Source organism: Rhodococcus sp. NPDC019647 (assembly GCF_044389235.1).
GTDB classification, from domain to species: domain Bacteria; phylum Actinomycetota; class Actinomycetes; order Mycobacteriales; family Mycobacteriaceae; genus Rhodococcus_F; species Rhodococcus_F oxybenzonivorans.
The window spans coordinates 41748-56552 of sequence record NZ_JBIRXS010000011.1; the positions used below are offsets into that span (position 1 = coordinate 41748).

The 14805-nt window shown below is 64.5% G+C and carries 12 protein-coding genes; 3 read left to right on the forward strand and 9 right to left on the reverse strand.

The genetic code is table 11. The features are described from left to right. Positions 1 to 132: 132 nt before the first annotated feature. The 3 genes from ACH49N_RS20310 to ACH49N_RS20320 are packed head-to-tail and all read right to left on the reverse strand — an operon-like array spanning position 133 to position 4830. Positions 133 to 2862 carry an MGH1-like glycoside hydrolase domain-containing protein gene (locus tag ACH49N_RS20310; protein WP_358274235.1) on the reverse strand — a complete coding sequence of 910 codons (2730 nt, stop codon included), beginning with the start codon at positions 2860 to 2862 and terminating at the stop codon, positions 133 to 135. Further along, positions 2859 to 4382, reverse strand: coding sequence for an alpha-amylase family glycosyl hydrolase (locus ACH49N_RS20315; protein ID WP_358274237.1), 1524 nt, complete (start codon positions 4380 to 4382; stop codon positions 2859 to 2861). The genes ACH49N_RS20310 and ACH49N_RS20315 overlap by 4 nt, the downstream gene beginning before the upstream one ends. A 28-nt stretch (positions 4383 to 4410) precedes the next feature. Further along, entirely contained in the window at positions 4411 to 4830 is a 420-nt protein-coding gene (locus tag ACH49N_RS20320) for a hypothetical protein (protein WP_358274239.1), read from the reverse strand. 237 nt (positions 4831 to 5067) lie between these two features. Between ACH49N_RS20320 and ACH49N_RS20325 the strand changes: the two genes are divergently transcribed. Beyond that, positions 5068 to 6492, forward strand: a complete 1425-nt coding sequence (locus ACH49N_RS20325) for an MFS transporter (protein WP_358274240.1) — start codon at positions 5068 to 5070, stop codon at positions 6490 to 6492. Positions 6493 to 6585: 93 nt separating this feature from the next. Here ACH49N_RS20325 and ACH49N_RS20330 read toward each other — a convergent pair whose 3' ends face one another. The 4 genes from ACH49N_RS20330 to ACH49N_RS20345 form a co-directional block, all read right to left on the reverse strand. Then, the gene (locus ACH49N_RS20330; protein WP_358274241.1) at positions 6586 to 7155 is read right to left on the reverse strand and encodes a hypothetical protein; all 570 of its coding nucleotides are present in this window, start codon (positions 7153 to 7155) and stop codon (positions 6586 to 6588) included. Further along, positions 7155 to 7913: a ParA family protein gene (locus ACH49N_RS20335; protein WP_213576444.1), complete on the reverse strand. Its 759-nt coding sequence runs from the start codon at positions 7911 to 7913 to the stop codon at positions 7155 to 7157. Before ACH49N_RS20335 ends, ACH49N_RS20330 begins: the two co-directional genes overlap by 1 nt. A 168-nt stretch (positions 7914 to 8081) precedes the next feature. Beyond that, complete coding sequence (locus tag ACH49N_RS20340) at positions 8082 to 8333, reverse strand: hypothetical protein (protein WP_358274243.1); 252 nt, start codon at positions 8331 to 8333, stop codon at positions 8082 to 8084. Positions 8334 to 8470: 137 nt separating this feature from the next. Further along, the gene (locus tag ACH49N_RS20345) at positions 8471 to 9526 is read right to left on the reverse strand and encodes a C45 family peptidase (protein ID WP_358274244.1); all 1056 of its coding nucleotides are present in this window, start codon (positions 9524 to 9526) and stop codon (positions 8471 to 8473) included. 124 nt (positions 9527 to 9650) lie between these two features. Here ACH49N_RS20345 and ACH49N_RS20350 point away from each other — a divergent pair, with 124 nt between their 5' ends. Beyond that, positions 9651 to 11117, forward strand: a complete 1467-nt coding sequence (locus ACH49N_RS20350) for an ornithine decarboxylase (protein WP_358274246.1) — start codon at positions 9651 to 9653, stop codon at positions 11115 to 11117. A 76-nt stretch (positions 11118 to 11193) separates the two neighbouring features. Here the strand turns inward: ACH49N_RS20350 and ACH49N_RS20355 are convergent, their stop codons facing one another. Continuing rightward, entirely contained in the window at positions 11194 to 12108 is a 915-nt protein-coding gene (locus ACH49N_RS20355; RefSeq protein WP_358274248.1) for an NAD-dependent epimerase/dehydratase family protein, read from the reverse strand. A 229-nt stretch (positions 12109 to 12337) separates the two neighbouring features. Then, complete coding sequence (locus tag ACH49N_RS20360; RefSeq protein WP_250772371.1) at positions 12338 to 13681, reverse strand: MFS transporter; 1344 nt, start codon at positions 13679 to 13681, stop codon at positions 12338 to 12340. Positions 13682 to 13951: 270 nt separating this feature from the next. On the opposite strand from ACH49N_RS20360, the gene ACH49N_RS20365 reads away from it, so the two are divergent. Continuing rightward, complete coding sequence (locus tag ACH49N_RS20365) at positions 13952 to 14770, forward strand: SDR family NAD(P)-dependent oxidoreductase (protein ID WP_317767066.1); 819 nt, start codon at positions 13952 to 13954, stop codon at positions 14768 to 14770. Positions 14771 to 14805 lie beyond the last annotated feature (35 nt).

The window sequence follows — 14805 nt, forward strand, 5'->3', positions numbered from 1 at the left end:
ACGTCCATCCCGACACATGAGTGTCTCACGTGTCGGGACAACCCATCTAGAACGCAAGTCAACTGATGCTGTCGACTCGGCGCGAGCGAAAAGTCAAGCAACAGAATCCGGGTCGAACCGTGGACGCGTCGGTCAGCCACGGGAAGTTCCGGAGGGGGCGGATGGGTCGCCGGATCCTGCGACCCATCCGCTACGACCCGGTGGGTCGAGGATCAGATCTGCTACGAGCGCCGTCCAGCCGGTTTGATGGGAGGCGCCCAGTCCGGCACCGTTGTCGCCGTGGAAGTATTCGTAGAACAAGTGGTTGTCCTTCCATGCGGGGTCACTCTGGAGTAGCTTCTGACCGCCGTTCACCGGCCGGTTTCCTTCGGGGTCCGGGAGCCAGATGCCGACGAGGCGGTCGGCGAGGTCGTCGGCGATCTGCCGCAGGGTGAGGCGTTGCCCCGAACCGGTGGGGTAGTCGACGGTGAACTCGTCACCGAAGAACTGGGAGTACTGCAGCAACGCCCGAATCACCAGGTAGTTGACGGGGAACCAGACCGGGCCCCGCCAATTCGAGTTGCCACCGTACATCGGGGTGCGTGACTCGGCCGGCTGGTAGTCGATGACCGCATCTGGTGACCCGGGCAGGGTGTACGGGGACTCGAACTGCTTGGACAGCGAACGCAGCCCGTGTGGTGAGAGGAAGGTGCCTTCGTCGAAGAGGGTGGCGAGCACGGTGCGGAGTTGTTCTTCCGTCAGTACGGACAGCAGCAGTCGGCGTTCCGTGCCGGTGGTCCGCACCCGCCACGACTGATCCGCGCTCCGTGCGTTCGCGCGCACCATGCGGGCGAACCGCTTGCTCAGCCGGTGCGCTCGTTCCGAATTGCGCTCCGGGAGGGACACCGCCACCAGGACCGGTATCACCCCGACGAGGGTCTGCACCCGGATCGGGGTCGCGTTGCCAGCGGCGTCGACGAGCCGATCATAGAAAAATCCATCATTCGGGTCGTACAGACCCGACTCGTCGAGCGCCCCCTTGATCAGCGCGAACTGCTCGAGAAACTTGACGACCATGTCCTCGTAGACCTCGTTGCGGTCGGCGAGGGTGAGAGCGAGGACGAGCATCGTGGCGGAGTAATAGGCCAGCCAACCCGTGCCGTCGGCCTGTTCCAGCCGCACACCCGGCGGGAGGTGAGAGCGGTCCAGCGGGCTGATGTTGTCGAGCCCGAGGAAGCCGCCACCGATGAGATTGTTTCCGTCGGGGTCTTCGCGGTTGAGCCACCAGGTGAAGTTGAGCAGGAGTTTCTGGAAGACGCGTTCGAGGAACTCGACGTCCTCGGCGCCGTCGATGAGAAATACCCGCAGCGCGGCCAGGGCGTGAACGGGCGGGTTCACGTCGTCGAAGCTCCATTCATAGGCGGGGATTGCCCCGTTGGGGTGGATGAACCACTCCTTGAGCAGCACGATGAGCTGATACTTGGCGAATGCGGGATCGAGATGTGCCCAGGGGACCGTGTGGAATGCGAGGTCCCACGCGGCGAACCAGGGGTATTCCCACGGGTCGGGCATCGCGAGGAGGTCGAACGAGTCGAAGTGCCGCCACCCGGTATTGCGCCCGTTCCGATGCCCCGGTGGTGGAGGCGGCTCAGCAGAATCACCGTCGAGCCAGCTCGTCATCCGATACGGGTACATCTGCTTGCTCCAGATCAGACCAGCGCACGATTGCCGGAGGACCCGCATGCGCTCGGGGTCGATGTCACGCGGAGCGAGGGTGCGGTAGAACTCGTCGGCGTCTGCGCGCCGGCAGGCGAAGACGTCATCGAACGCGGTCGCCGACCAGTCCCTCGATTGTGTTGCAGGGGTGGACTGCTGAGGCCGCCACAGGCGCAGTCGGAGCTCCACGGTGTCCCCGGCACCCACCGTCAGGTGATAACGCCATGCCGCCTTCGTTCCTGTGAGCTCGGGGTTGACGGTGTCGGTGCCGGACACGATGTGGTCATTGATTCCGTCCTTCGGAAACGGCGTGACCGGTGCCGCACCGAACAGCCGGGCGGTGTTGGTTTCGTTGTCGCAGAACAGGGGCTCGGGCCGTGTGCCGTCGCTCGCGGGGGCGGCCTCCAGCCGATACCCGGCCAACCGCGGGTGGTCGACGACAACGGAGTCCCCATCCAGGGAGAGGCCCGGAATATCGGCGCTCCCGGACGAACGCCACGTGTTGCGGAACCATGTCGTGGGGAGGACGTCGATGTCGGCGTCCTCAGGTCCGTGGTTCTGGACGGTGATACGGGCCAGTACTTCGGTGGGGCCGGCCTTCGCGTAGGTGACATCGACGATCCAGAAGCGCCCGTCGTCGAACACCCCGGTATCGAGCAGTTCGTACTCGAAATCGTCGCGGCCGCGGTGAGCGTTCTCGTCGATCAGCTGCTGATAGGGGAACTCGGCATGGGGATAGTGATACCGCCATTGCAGTAACGCGTGACTGGGAAGTCCCTCGAGGTACCACCAGTACTCCTTGGCGTCCTCACCGTGGTTTCCCTGCGGGCCCGTGAGACCGAACATCCGTTCCTTGAGAATCGGATCGGCGCCGTTCCAGAGCGCGAGCGCCAGACAGAGGTCGTGATGGATGTCGGACAGCCCGGCCATCCCGTCCTCGTTCCACCGGTACGCGCGGGAACGGGCGTGGTCGTGGGGAAGATAATCCCAGGCGTCCCCGCTGTCGCTGTAGTCCTCGCGGACGGTGCCCCACGCCCGCTCCGACAGGTAGGGACCCCACTCGTACCACGGGTTCGCCGTGAACAAGTCCTCCTCGGCCCGCCCGGTGGCCTCGGCGAGGCGCGCGTGTTCCGCCGTGGTTCGTCCATGGGATGCGGACTTGCTCATGAATGCTCCTCGGGCGAGTCGATGCGGAACAGGTGCCACTGCCACGGACCGAGCTCGACGTACAGTCCGTCGCAGAGGTCGGTGCCGGCACGCTCGAACACGACGTCGTGGGTGGGGTCGACGAGCCGGCAGGACACTCCTCGCAGGTCGTGCCACGGCACGCGCACGGAGCCGATCGCGGTGTCGGGGCCCAGGTTCACCACGACCAGCCATCGACGATCGCCGTCCCAGCACCATGCCACCAGATTCTGGACACTGTCGTTACCGGGCCGGCCCGAGCGGTCACACAGCTGCCACGAACCGGTCCGGAAGGTGGTGTCCCCGAGTGCGGTCAAAAGCGAACGGTAGAACGCGGACCGCTCGGCGTCACCTGGCTCTACCGGGAAGCGCCCGAGGAAGACCGGCAGCCGTGCACGTCGGCCCTCCATCTGGCCTTCATGCACCAGACGCGCTCCGGTCTGGGTGAGCGTCGCCACCGCTGCGGCGTTCACCTGCGCCGGACCGAACACCGTCGCGGCCCGTGGCTCGTCATGATTCTCGGTGAAGCGCACCAGCTTCTCCTGGTAGTCGAGATCGGCGAGGAGATGGCCGGCCACCTGCTTGGCGTCCGCCTGAACCAGGCGGTCGTAGAGACGCTTGTCGTAGCAGAAGTCGAAGCCATGCTGTTGCAGCGCCCACTCCAGGTCCCAATACGCCTCGGCGATGAAACGGAACGTCGGGTGGCTTTCGCGCACCGCGGGAATCACGGTCGGCCAGTAATCCTCGACGGGAGCGTCGCCCGCGCGGTCGCCCCACGTTCCGGCGAAGACGTCGTTCATCATGAGCATCGCCATGTCACAACGGACGCCGTCGCATTGGTCGGCGATCCGGCGGAGCGTTTCCACCACCGCCGACCGAAGGTCCGGGGAGAAGGCATTGAACTGAACGACATCGGGCCACGCCGGAAAGTAGGGATCCCGCCCGTTGGCCAGCACTCGGCCGGCGACATCGACGAACGATGTGGCGTCGTTTCGGAGATCCGCGGCGGTGCCCTGGATGAAGCGCTCCGGATGAATCGTCGTCCAGGAGTGGTCGGGCGCCACATGGTTGGGGACGAAGTCCAGAATCAAGCCGAGTCCGCGCTTCGCGAGCGCAGCGCGCGCGGACGCGAGGCCCGCACGACCGCCCAGATAGGGGTCTACCTCGTAGTCACGGATGCAATAGGGCGACCCGACGACATCGGAGGAAACGTAGTCGTCGAGCGTCGCCTCGAAGGTGGAGACCAGTTCGTCGTCGGCCAACGCGATGGCGACACCCGCCGGGCTGCGCTCCCATACGCCCATCAGCCACACTGCGTCGAAACCGAGGTCCGCGATGACGTCCCAGTGCTCGTCGGGCACGTTTCCCAAATCGACGCGATGACCGGTGCCGGTGCTCAACCCTTCCAGCCACGGCCATGTGTTGATTTCGTACAGGAAGGGATGGGTCGCGGACTGCCAGCGCGAAGCCGCGGGCCCGCCTTTCCCATGTGCGACGTCCACACTCACACCGTCCTCTCGTCGAAGAACGTCACCTGGCGATCTGGCCGTTCTGCACGGTGCCTCCGCGCCCGGCCGACACGGCCCAGATCACCACGGCGTTGAGGGCGATGATGGTGATCGCCCACATGGGGTAGTAGGGCAGCCAAAGGAAGTTGACGAGGATCGACACGGCGCAGATCACGATGGCACCCACTCGCGCCCAACTGGCACCGGTGAACAGGGCGATCCCGACTGCGGTGACGATCGCCCCCAACACCAGGTGCGTCCAGCCCCACGAGGTGAGGTCGAATTGATAGGTGTAGTCGATTCCGGTGACGATCACCTCGTCCTTGGCGATCGCGGACAGGCCCTGGAGGACTTCGAGGACACCGACGGTGACGAGGAGGACCGCCCCGCCCATCGCGGTTCCTTGCGCCGTACCTTGCTTTACCAGAGATTTCTCGGACATGACCGTTCCCTTCCCGGGCAACGCGTGAAGTGTTCCGGCGAAATCATTGTCCTCCGAACCGGCAGCTTGGCGTGGCACTTCACAATAGGAATGCACCCCCGCCAACCACCGGCCATGGCAGGTTCCGTGCGGGTAGGGTTATCGAGCAGCAGATCCCCACGCGCGGGACGAACTGGTATCGGATTCGTGGAGTGCGTCGGGTTGTTCGACACCGCTGCGACCCGAGGCAGGTGTGAGATGGCCCCACGAGACCAGGCAGGTCACCGCTCCGCCACCCTGCGCCGAGTACTGATCCCGCTGGCGCTGGCACAGTTCATCTGCAGCTTCGCCGGCTCCAACATGAACGTGATGATCAACGACATCAGCGAAGACCTCGATACCAGCGTGCAAGGTGTGCAGGTCGCGATCACCATCTTCCTGCTGGTAATGGCGGCACTGATGATTCCCGGCGGAAAGCTGACCGACAAATTCGGGCGCAAGCGTTGTTTCACCGTCGGCTTGCTCATCTACGGTGTCGGTGCCCTCATGAGCGCGGCAGCCCCCGGGCTGGGCGTGCTCATTCTCGGCAACTCCATTCTCGAAGGAGTGGGCACGGCGCTCCTGATTCCGCCGGTCTACATACTCACCACGCTGCTGTTCACCGAGGTCACCTCGCGAGCCCGAGCGTTCGGGGCGATCAGTGCGATGGGTGGCATCGGTGCGGCCGCCGGGCCGTTGATCGGCGGGCTGATCACGTCGGCGATCAGCTGGCGGGCTGCGTTCGTGTTTCAGGCCCTGGTCGTCGCGGTCATCGTGGTGCTGGCACGCAATATCACCGATCCGCTGCCGCCGGACCGCAGCCGTCCGTTCGATGTCGGCGGGGCACTACTCTCCGCGGTCGGCCTCATCCTTGTTGTGACCGGAATCCTCGCCGCGGACAACAACATCTGGTTGACGATCATTCTGATACTTGCAGGTGCCCTCGTGCTGGTGTGGTTTTTCTGGTCGGTGCGCGCCAAGGAACGCGCTGGCACGGAACCGCTGCTGTCGAGCGCCTTGTTCCACAACCGCACTTCCAACCTGGGCCTGATCACCCAGAACACCCAGTGGCTGCTTCTCACCGGCGTCTCATTCGTGGTCGCGGCTTACCTTCAGGTCGTGCGCGGCTACGACGCGATCGAGACGGGCGTGATCTTCACCGCGGAAACAGCGGGTCTGCTGGCCGCCTCCCTCGCTGCGGAACGGTTCGCGAAGCGCCGCGCGCAACGCACCCTGATCCTCGCCGGATTCCTCGTCGTGATCGGCGGCATAGCCGTCCTGTTGGCGCTGGTGAGCGGAACCCCGAACGTCTGGGCGTTCGCGCCGGGACTGCTGCTCATCGGGCTGGGACTCGGTGTCATGCTGACCCCGTCGGTCAACGTCGTGCAGTCGAGTTTTGCCGAGCAGCTGCAGGGCGAGATCTCCGGGCTCTCGCGCAGCGTATCCAATCTCGGGTCCTCCCTCGGCGCCGCGATCGCCGGCACCATTCTCGTCGCCGGGATCACCTCCACCCCCGAGCGTTCGTATGCGCTTGCCATGATCGTCCTCGCGGCCGTCGGCTGCGTCGGGCTCGCCGCGTCCGTGCTACTCCCCCGCACGCTGTCGCCGCCGCTCCCACCCGATGGCGACGCCCGGCGTGCTTAGGTTGCACCTTTCGGCGCGTTCAGGGCTCACATCGCGGAAAGCGATTCCCCGCAACGCATCCCGCCACTCTGCACACTGGCGTGGTAAGTGTGGCTACCCCCGGACGAGTTCGGCGTTGCGCGGCGGGAAGGGTTCGCCGTTGTTGTATTTGCGTGCGAGAACGGCGAGGTAGTGGGCGAGGGCTTCGTCGACGAGGTTGGACCAACTGTTGGGGGCGCCGGCGATGTGGCCAATGGCGGCGACGGCATTCTTGCCGTCCTCAACCTTGGCGCGCTTGATGTAGACCGATTCCTGCTTCTTGTCTGCGGGGGCCCGTGTGGGAGTCTTCCTTTCCTCCCCAGGAGCCACCGGTTCGGCTGTGGCCGCTGCCTCCTGTGCGACGCCCACTCCCTGCTCGACGAGGTTCGGCAGTCGTCGCTTGCGGCGTTCGAAGGGGTTGTTGGCGGGTCCTGTGACGTCCACTCCCTGCTCGACGAGGTTCGGCAGTCGTGGTTTGCGGCGTTCGAGCGGGTTGTTGGCGAGTCCGGGCTTCCGTGCGACGCTCGTCAGCACGTCCACGCGACGAGTTTTCGAGTACGTCCCCTCCGGGTGGGCGCCTGCACGGGGCTGGTGGCGGCGTTCGAGCGGGTTGTTGGCGAGTCCAGGCTTACGTGTCGCGCTCATCACGAGGTCCTTTCGACGAGTTCTTGGGCGGCATCGCGGTAGGCCCGTGCTGCGGACGAGGACGGTGCCCATCTGACGACGGGTTCTTCGGCGCTGTAACTTTCGCTGACACGGACGGACTTCGGGATGATGGTGCGCATCGTCTGGTCGGGATAGGTCTCGCGGAGCGCGGCGAGGACCTGCTGGTCGATGACCTGTCCGAGTTCGACGCGGCCGCACAGAATGTGATTGAGCTTTGCAGTGGGGTTGAGCAGCTCGACCTGCTGGGTGATGTAGTTCTCGATCCGCATGAGCGCTTCGAGTTCCATGGCCCCCGTCATGACAGCGGCGAGCACTTCGGTGCAGGCGACGAGTGCGCTGATGGTCAGGTGGTCGAAGTCTCCGGGGCAGTCGATCAGGTTGAAGTCGACGTCGGGGGCGCCGGCGAGGGCTTTGCGCAGGATGCCGTGTGCACCGGGCTTCTTGAGGAAGTAGGGCCCGACGGAATCGAGTTCCTTGGTGGCAGGAACGAGGTGAATCCCGGACGCGGTGATGGTGGTGGCGTCTTCGATGCTCGACACCAGCATGAGTACCGACAGGACATCGTTGTCGACGGCTTCGGGCGTGGCGCCGAGCCAGGTGGTGGCGTTGCACTGTGGGTCGAGGTCGACGACGCGGACGGTGTAGCCGGCTTCGACGAGGGCTTGGGCAAGGTTGACCGTGCTCGTGGTTTTGGTGGAGCCGCCTTTATGGTTGACCACTGCGATGGTGCGGGTCATGGGCCTGTCCCTTCGTGAAAATATCGTGACGTAAAAGTACTCATCCGTGACGGCGTACGTGTCGCGTTGAGTTTTTTCAGTCCTGAGACCATCTTTGGCGGAGGACGATTTTCTGTGACTATCGCTACGAGCAACCGGTCGCCACTCACTGCCCGGACCGGCGATCCGTCACGGTCCTGATCTTCGGGGTTCCATGGACTGGTTTGTGGCGGAACGTTTCTCGTGAATCGATGCCATGAGCTCGGTCAGGCCCGTGTCGGCCGCGATCAGCCCCGCGATGTAGTCGTTCGCAGTCATGCCGTGCGCCTTCGCGGCGCTGGCAGCTGCTTCTTTGAGCTCTGGTGGCACCAGCGCCTTGACGACAGCACGGGTTCCCTTGCTGGGCCGCCCTCGGCGGCGGGAAGCAACAATCTCGGCCATGCCCGCAATTCTGGGACCAGAAAGTCGAACGACCTAACCGACACGCCGCACCGGACAGAATTCCTCACGGCCGGTCATTGCTTGCAGGGCCGCAGGCCTCGACGACCCAAGGCGTTTCGCTCGGTGGTGTCTGCGATCTATGCGGAATGGTCAGGCGAAGGTGGCGCGTGCCATCCGGGTTCGATCCAGGGTTGCTCGTCCGGGAGACCGAGGCAGAAGCGTGCCGTGGGCGGAGTTGTGTCGAGCTCGAAGGAGACGGCCCCGAACGTCTGGGTCCGGCGTCCCTGCCGGGGTGTGACGCACAGGGGTGCGGTGCGGTCGGCGAGAAGCACCTCGGCGGTGATGCGATCACAGGCCCTGTTGGTGTTCGCCTCGAGGAAGTCGAGGCGAGCCACGGAATCGGTAAACCGTCCTTCTCTCTGCAGTTCTCGTTCGGCATCCGGATCGATGTCGTCGTTCGCCAGCGGATGGTTGGTGTGCAACAAGAGCGGTGAGTCCGCGGGGCAACTGACCACCACCTCATCGGCCGAACACTCGACACCGTGGAATCCGTTCACATCCCCCACGGCGTAGTGTTGACCGCTCGCATGTGAGATGCGGTGCAGGAAGTCGACCGCTTGGTCGCGAGATGAATGAGCAAGCGCACCCCGAATCGCAGCGGCCACCGGCAGCCCGGCGGAGTTGTGGCGCAACATGCCGAGGGCGTTGACGCAGACGCCGACGCCGGCGTCGTTGACTCCGGTCAATCCGATCATTCCCGCCGAACTGAGCACAAGTGCCGCGGGCCCTACCTCCGGACGGATGCGCAGAACGATCTGGGATCCGTCCATGAAGTCGGGCAAGTCCATGTTCTGGGCGAGATACACGCCATCGGCGTCGGCCTTTCCGAGGACACTGCAGCCGAGTTCGATGTGTTCCCGGTGCACCCACCACTGTTCGTCCATGAAGTTGTACGCAAGGATTTCCGCGAACGGGACCGCTGCCGCCTCCGCGATGCCGCGCATCTCCTCGGCCAGGTCGGGAACCGCGGCCTCCACCGTCGCAAGCAGCCCCGTCGCCGCGAGGTGCTGACGACTGCGAGCACTCGTACCCTCTCGCCACCGCTCGAGGGCGGCCTGTACCGAGTCGCGGGCCTGCTCGCCGTGGGCGCGGCCGCGCTCCCGCCCGTTTCCGGCACATTCGATGACCGTCATCGGACCTCCTCGCTGCCGTGCGAATACAACCCGCAAGGTACGCCGAACCGTCGGCCGGTGGGCGGAGCGGGAGCCTTCGACGCGTCGGTGTTCAGGACTTGATAGGGCGGGTACACGTCTCGGTATGGATCAGTCGCAGACACCGTTGTTGGATGCGTTGGAGGAATATCATCGGCTCGACCGATATGGGTTCTCCCCGCCGGGGCATCGTCAGGGACGCGGCGCGGACGATCGGGTGACGAAGGTCCTCGGCGTTGGTCCGTTCCGTTCGGACGTGCTCGCTTCCGGCGGTCTGGATGACCGGAAGTCGAGTAACGGCTACCTGTCCAAGGCCGAGCAGCTGATGGCGGAGGCGGTCGGGGCCGAGCAGGCCTTCTTCTCGACGTGCGGCAGCTCGCTGTCGGTGAAGGCCGCGATGATGGCCGTCGCGGGCAATGATCCCGGCGGGTTGCTGGTCTCACGCGATTCGCACAAATCGATCGTGGCGGGATTGGTGTTCAGCGGTGTGACGCCCCGGTGGATCACCCCACGTTGGGATGAGGAGATGCACTTTTCTCATCCTCCATCGCCGGACCAGGTGCGGGCCATGTGGGAGAAGTATCCCGACGCGGCCGGTGCCCTGATCGTGAGTCCCAGCCCCTACGGCACCTGTGCGGACATCGGTGCCATCGCGAAGGTGTGCCACGAGCGGGGCAAGCCGCTCATTGTCGACGAGGCGTGGGGTGCACATCTTCCCTTCCACGACGACCTACCGACGTGGGCGATGGACGCCGGTGCCGACGTCTGCGTGGTGAGCGTCCACAAGATGGGCGCGGGCTTCGAGCAAGGCTCGGTGTATCACGTGCAGGGTGACCTGGTCGACGGCACTCATCTGTCCGCGTGCGCGGACCTGCTGATGACGACGAGCCCGAACGTGATGCTGTATTCGGCCATGGACGGGTGGCGGCGGCAGATGGTCGAGCACGGCGCGGACCTACTCGGCCGTGCTCTTGCGCTCGCCGGCCGCACCAGGGAACGAATCGCCGGAATCGACGGACTGACCGTACTCGAGGACCGGCTGCTCGGTGAGGAAGCGTCGCACGACCTCGACCGGTTGCAGATCCTCATCGACGTCAGCGAACTCGGTGTGTCCGGGTTCCAGTGCACCGACTGGGTGCGGGAAAACTGCCACCTCGACCTCGGGATGCACGATCATCGCCGGATCATGGCGACCATGTCGATGGCCGACGACGACGACACCGCCGACCGACTCGTCACCGCACTCGACCAAGTGGCCCAGGCCGCTGCCTCTTTCGATCCCCCACCCTCGATTTCGTTGCCGAGCCCCGAGGAATTGCAGCTCGAATCGGTGCTGTCGCCGCGGGATGCGTTCTTCGGTAAGGCCGAGATGGTCGACGCCGGTGAGGTGGCCGGCCGAATCGCAGCCGAGCAGATCACTCCGTACCCACCGGGTATTCCCGCAGTGGTGCCGGGAGAGCTGCTCGATCAGGCCGTCGTCGACTACCTGCGCAGCGGTGTGGACGCGGGAATGAACATTCCGGACGCGACCGATGCCTCACTCCAACAATTCCGGGTCGTTGTCGACAACTGATGACGGACAGGTCGACGCGCGGATCGTATGGCCATCGAGCGGGTCCGCGGGAGAGACCCTTGTGCTGTGCGCGGTCTCATACGGAAGCGCGACGGGCGGTGTGCACGATCTGCGCGATGGCACGTGTGCAATCTGCTTGGGTATAGCCGAGCAACGCGGTCTCGGTTGCATCCGGCTCGTAGTGCATGGTGTTGCCCCGGCCCTGGACGATCATCGTGTCGGGCAGCAGGGGGTGCTCCTCGTCCCGTTCGTCGATGCTGCGTGTACCGCCCGCGGCGTCGACGAGCATCTGGAAGTATTCGCGAAAGGTCAGATTCTCGTCGCCGACGAGGTACGCCTTGCCCGGTTCGGCGTGTTGAAGTGCGCCCCAGATCGCCTGCGCAAGAGAATCAGCCGACATATAGTTCGACCCCCCGGGCGGCGCGAAGTCCGGGATATCCGGCAACTCACCGGCTGCCCACGCGATCATCCGCCCATACCGCCGCGCGGAGACTCCGGAGATAGCACCGAGGATCGATGGTGGATTGAGAGTGGAGACGTTGAACGACTCGTCGGCGAGCGCCCGAGCACCCTCGTCGGCAGCACGCCGAGCCGCGATATAGGGGACGGTGTCGGCGAGGTCTGGACGCAGGTGGTGGTAGTAGCTGCCCACCTGGACGAAACGCGGCACACCGGCGCGCTTGGCGAGCGCAGCGAAGCGGGGAATGCCGGAGATCTGCGTCTTCTCCCAGAACGCCGCTTGATCAACGTCTCCGCTCATGTGGCGCACGTCTTGGCCGGCGGCGAAGACAATGGCGTCGAAAGGGGAAAGCTGCTCGACGGTGAAGGTCTGCTCGGTGTAATCACCGAGCAGGACCGGGAAGTCTCGGACCGGGGACTCGTCGCCGAGAGCGTTGCGCGCTGCCACGGTGACGTCGTTGCCCTGCTCACGCAGATGTAGTGCGGTGTAGGCGCCGATCATTCCGGTGCCGCCGACGATAAGAACCTTCATTCGTGTTCGCCCTTCTTCGCGCCTGCCCCCAGCGCCGCTGGCCGAGGGAGCAGCGGGGTATGCGTGTGAGTGTTCTGGACCTCGGCGTAATTGGCCGGATGCATCGCCCAACCTAGCCGTTGATCACGGTCTTTTCGATTCGTAATTCCCACTCAGTGGTCATCGGTGGGGCGTGTGGCTCGATCTCCCGGCCACCGCGTGCGGGGACTTCTGTCTGATGATCTCGAAACTACGGTACGAGATTCTGATTCAGGTCACGTCCATTGGTCTCGGGAGTGAGTGCGAGTGCTCCGATCGAGGCGAGAGCGGTGATTGCGGCAATCAAGCTCAACGGCACACTCGACCCGGTTGCCGCGACCAGGCCGCTGGCGATCAGGGGAGTGAATCCGGCACCGAGAAGGGCTGCGGTCTGGTACGCCATGGAAACTCCTGTGTAGCGCACACGGGTAGCAAACATTTCGGACAGCAGCGGCGTCAGCGGCGCGTACATTGCATTCTGCAGGAGTTGCGCAAACATCAAAGCGCCTACCATGACCAACATGGATTTCGTGTTGATCATCGCATACAGCGGAAACGCGAACAACACCGTTCCGATGGCCCCGGAGATCATGACTCGACGTCGACCAAGCCGGTCTGAGAGGGTCGAGAACAGTGGTATGAAGACGATCGATATGGCGACCACTGCGAGGAGCGCACCCATGACATCGGAGACCGCATAGCCAATTCCGGATGCGTAAGCCACAACATGCGTACTTGTCAGGGAGGTCAGGGCAAACGGAGCCAGGCCGGCGGCTACCGCCAAGACGAGTTGCTTCGGACGGCGGAGTACCTCCAGGGCGGGACTGCGCCTGTCCTTTCGTTTGGCTGACGCCTCCACGAAAATGGGACTCTCGACCACGTGGAGTCGGACGTAGAGTCCGATCACCATCAGGATAGCGCTCAACAGGAAGGGAATTCGCCATCCCCAGGTCAAGAGCGCAGATTCCGGGAGGAGAGTCACGACCGCAATCGCTGCCGTCGACAGAAGAAAGCCGAACGGTGTTCCGAGTTGCATGATCCCGGCCCACCGCCCGCGGCGGTCCGCATCCGCGTGTTCGACGACCATGAGCGCCGCACCTCCCCATTCTCCACCCACCGCGATGCCTTGAATAACGCGAAGGACGATGAGCAGGATCGGCGCGAGGATTCCTATCCCCTCATATGTGGGCAGCATTCCGATCAACACACTGGCGATACCCATAGTGGTCATGGTGATTACCAGCATCGACTTTCGGCCGAGCTTGTCACCGAAGTGCCCGAATATCACACCGCCGAGCGGTCGCGCGGCGTAACCGGCGGCAAGGGTTCCGAATGCGGCAACTGTACCGACAGCCGGATTCGAGGCCGGGAAGAACAGTTGCCCGAATACGAGGGCAGCCATGGTGCTGTAGAGAAGAAAGTCGTAGTACTCAATGGTTGTTCCCAGGAGGCTTGACAATGCGACCTTGCGGAGCAGGGATCCGTCGTGCGAGGAAAGACGGTCCTCGGTGGGTGTCGCCTGGCGTGCGGGCGGCACTTGGGGCGGATTCGTCATCAGGTGCTCCTTTGCAGATTTACAGGGAAGCTGACTGGCGATGGGCTCCGAACCGATCGGATCGGAAGGGTCATTTCGCCAGTAGGGTTGAGACAAACGTCATTTCACCGGTTCACCATCATCGGTCAACGTAGTTCGCCTTGCACGGAGTCCGGCGGCGTGCTTTTGCATTGCCCACGGGCTCGATGAAATCCGAAAGACCGTGTGGAGCGGTGTGAACCTCCCGGTGACCGGGAGCAAAGGGGTATCGCGGCACCAACATGTCATGAGATGACAAGCATGACCCTCACTTTCACACCAGGCGCACTGTTGCGTGGCCGGCGTGCCGTCGTCACCGGCGGTGTGGCCGGCATCGGAGCCGCAATCGCGCGCAGCTTCGCGGCCCACGGCGCGCATGTCCTCATCGCTGACGTGAACCCCATCGGAGTCGTCGACTTCGACGGTGCGGCCGGTGGGCGGCTGGACGCGATCGTGGCCGACGTCTGCTCTTCGCAGGTAGAACCGGCACTGGTCGAGCACCGACCGGACATCCTGGTCAACAACGTCGGCCACTTCGTACGCGCGCCTCAAGAGTTCACCGCCGACACCGCCGAGCAGTGGGCCGGCCTACATGAGGTGAACTTCGCGCATGCGCTGCGGCTGACGCATGCACTACTTCCGGGGATGACCGAGCGCGGCCGCGGAGCGGTGGTAAACCTCACCACCGTCGAGGCGCACCGAGCAATTCCGGGGCACACCGTCTACTCCGCATACAAGGCGGCGCTGATGCAATTCACCCGCTCGCTCGCGGCCGAGGTGGGTCCGGCGGGAATCCGGGTCAACGCGGTTGCCCCGGACCTGATCGAGACGGCACAAGTTCCCTACGGAGACTTGGTGCCCGAGCAGGACCGCGCACTGTGGCCGTTGTGGTCACCGCTCGGCGGCCCCGGCAAACCCGAGGACGTCGCGGGTGCCGCGCTGTTTCTGGCCTCCGACCTGTCCCGGTTCGTCACGGGCAGCACTATCCACGTCGACGGCGGCACGCACGGTGCCGGGGGCTGGGTGCCGCGCCCGACCGGTGGCTGGACAAACCGCCCCCGAAACCCTTGACCAGAAATGGAATAACCGCCGGCCGCAGTCGTCCT

Coding starts and splice junctions, on each gene's coding strand:
- ACH49N_RS20360 (WP_250772371.1), bottom strand. CDS start 13,681: ATGACGAATCCGCCCCAAGTGCCGCCCGCACGCCAGGCGACACCCACC.
- ACH49N_RS20310 (WP_358274235.1), bottom strand. CDS start 2,862: ATGAGCAAGTCCGCATCCCATGGACGAACCACGGCGGAACACGCGCGC.
- ACH49N_RS20350 (WP_358274246.1), top strand. CDS start 9,651: ATGGATCAGTCGCAGACACCGTTGTTGGATGCGTTGGAGGAATATCAT.
- ACH49N_RS20335 (WP_213576444.1), bottom strand. CDS start 7,913: ATGACCCGCACCATCGCAGTGGTCAACCATAAAGGCGGCTCCACCAAA.
- ACH49N_RS20355 (WP_358274248.1), bottom strand. CDS start 12,108: ATGAAGGTTCTTATCGTCGGCGGCACCGGAATGATCGGCGCCTACACC.
- ACH49N_RS20330 (WP_358274241.1), bottom strand. CDS start 7,155: ATGAGCGCGACACGTAAGCCTGGACTCGCCAACAACCCGCTCGAACGC.
- ACH49N_RS20340 (WP_358274243.1), bottom strand. CDS start 8,333: ATGGCCGAGATTGTTGCTTCCCGCCGCCGAGGGCGGCCCAGCAAGGGA.
- ACH49N_RS20365 (WP_317767066.1), top strand. CDS start 13,952: ATGACAAGCATGACCCTCACTTTCACACCAGGCGCACTGTTGCGTGGC.
- ACH49N_RS20325 (WP_358274240.1), top strand. CDS start 5,068: ATGGCCCCACGAGACCAGGCAGGTCACCGCTCCGCCACCCTGCGCCGA.
- ACH49N_RS20345 (WP_358274244.1), bottom strand. CDS start 9,526: ATGACGGTCATCGAATGTGCCGGAAACGGGCGGGAGCGCGGCCGCGCC.
- ACH49N_RS20320 (WP_358274239.1), bottom strand. CDS start 4,830: ATGTCCGAGAAATCTCTGGTAAAGCAAGGTACGGCGCAAGGAACCGCG.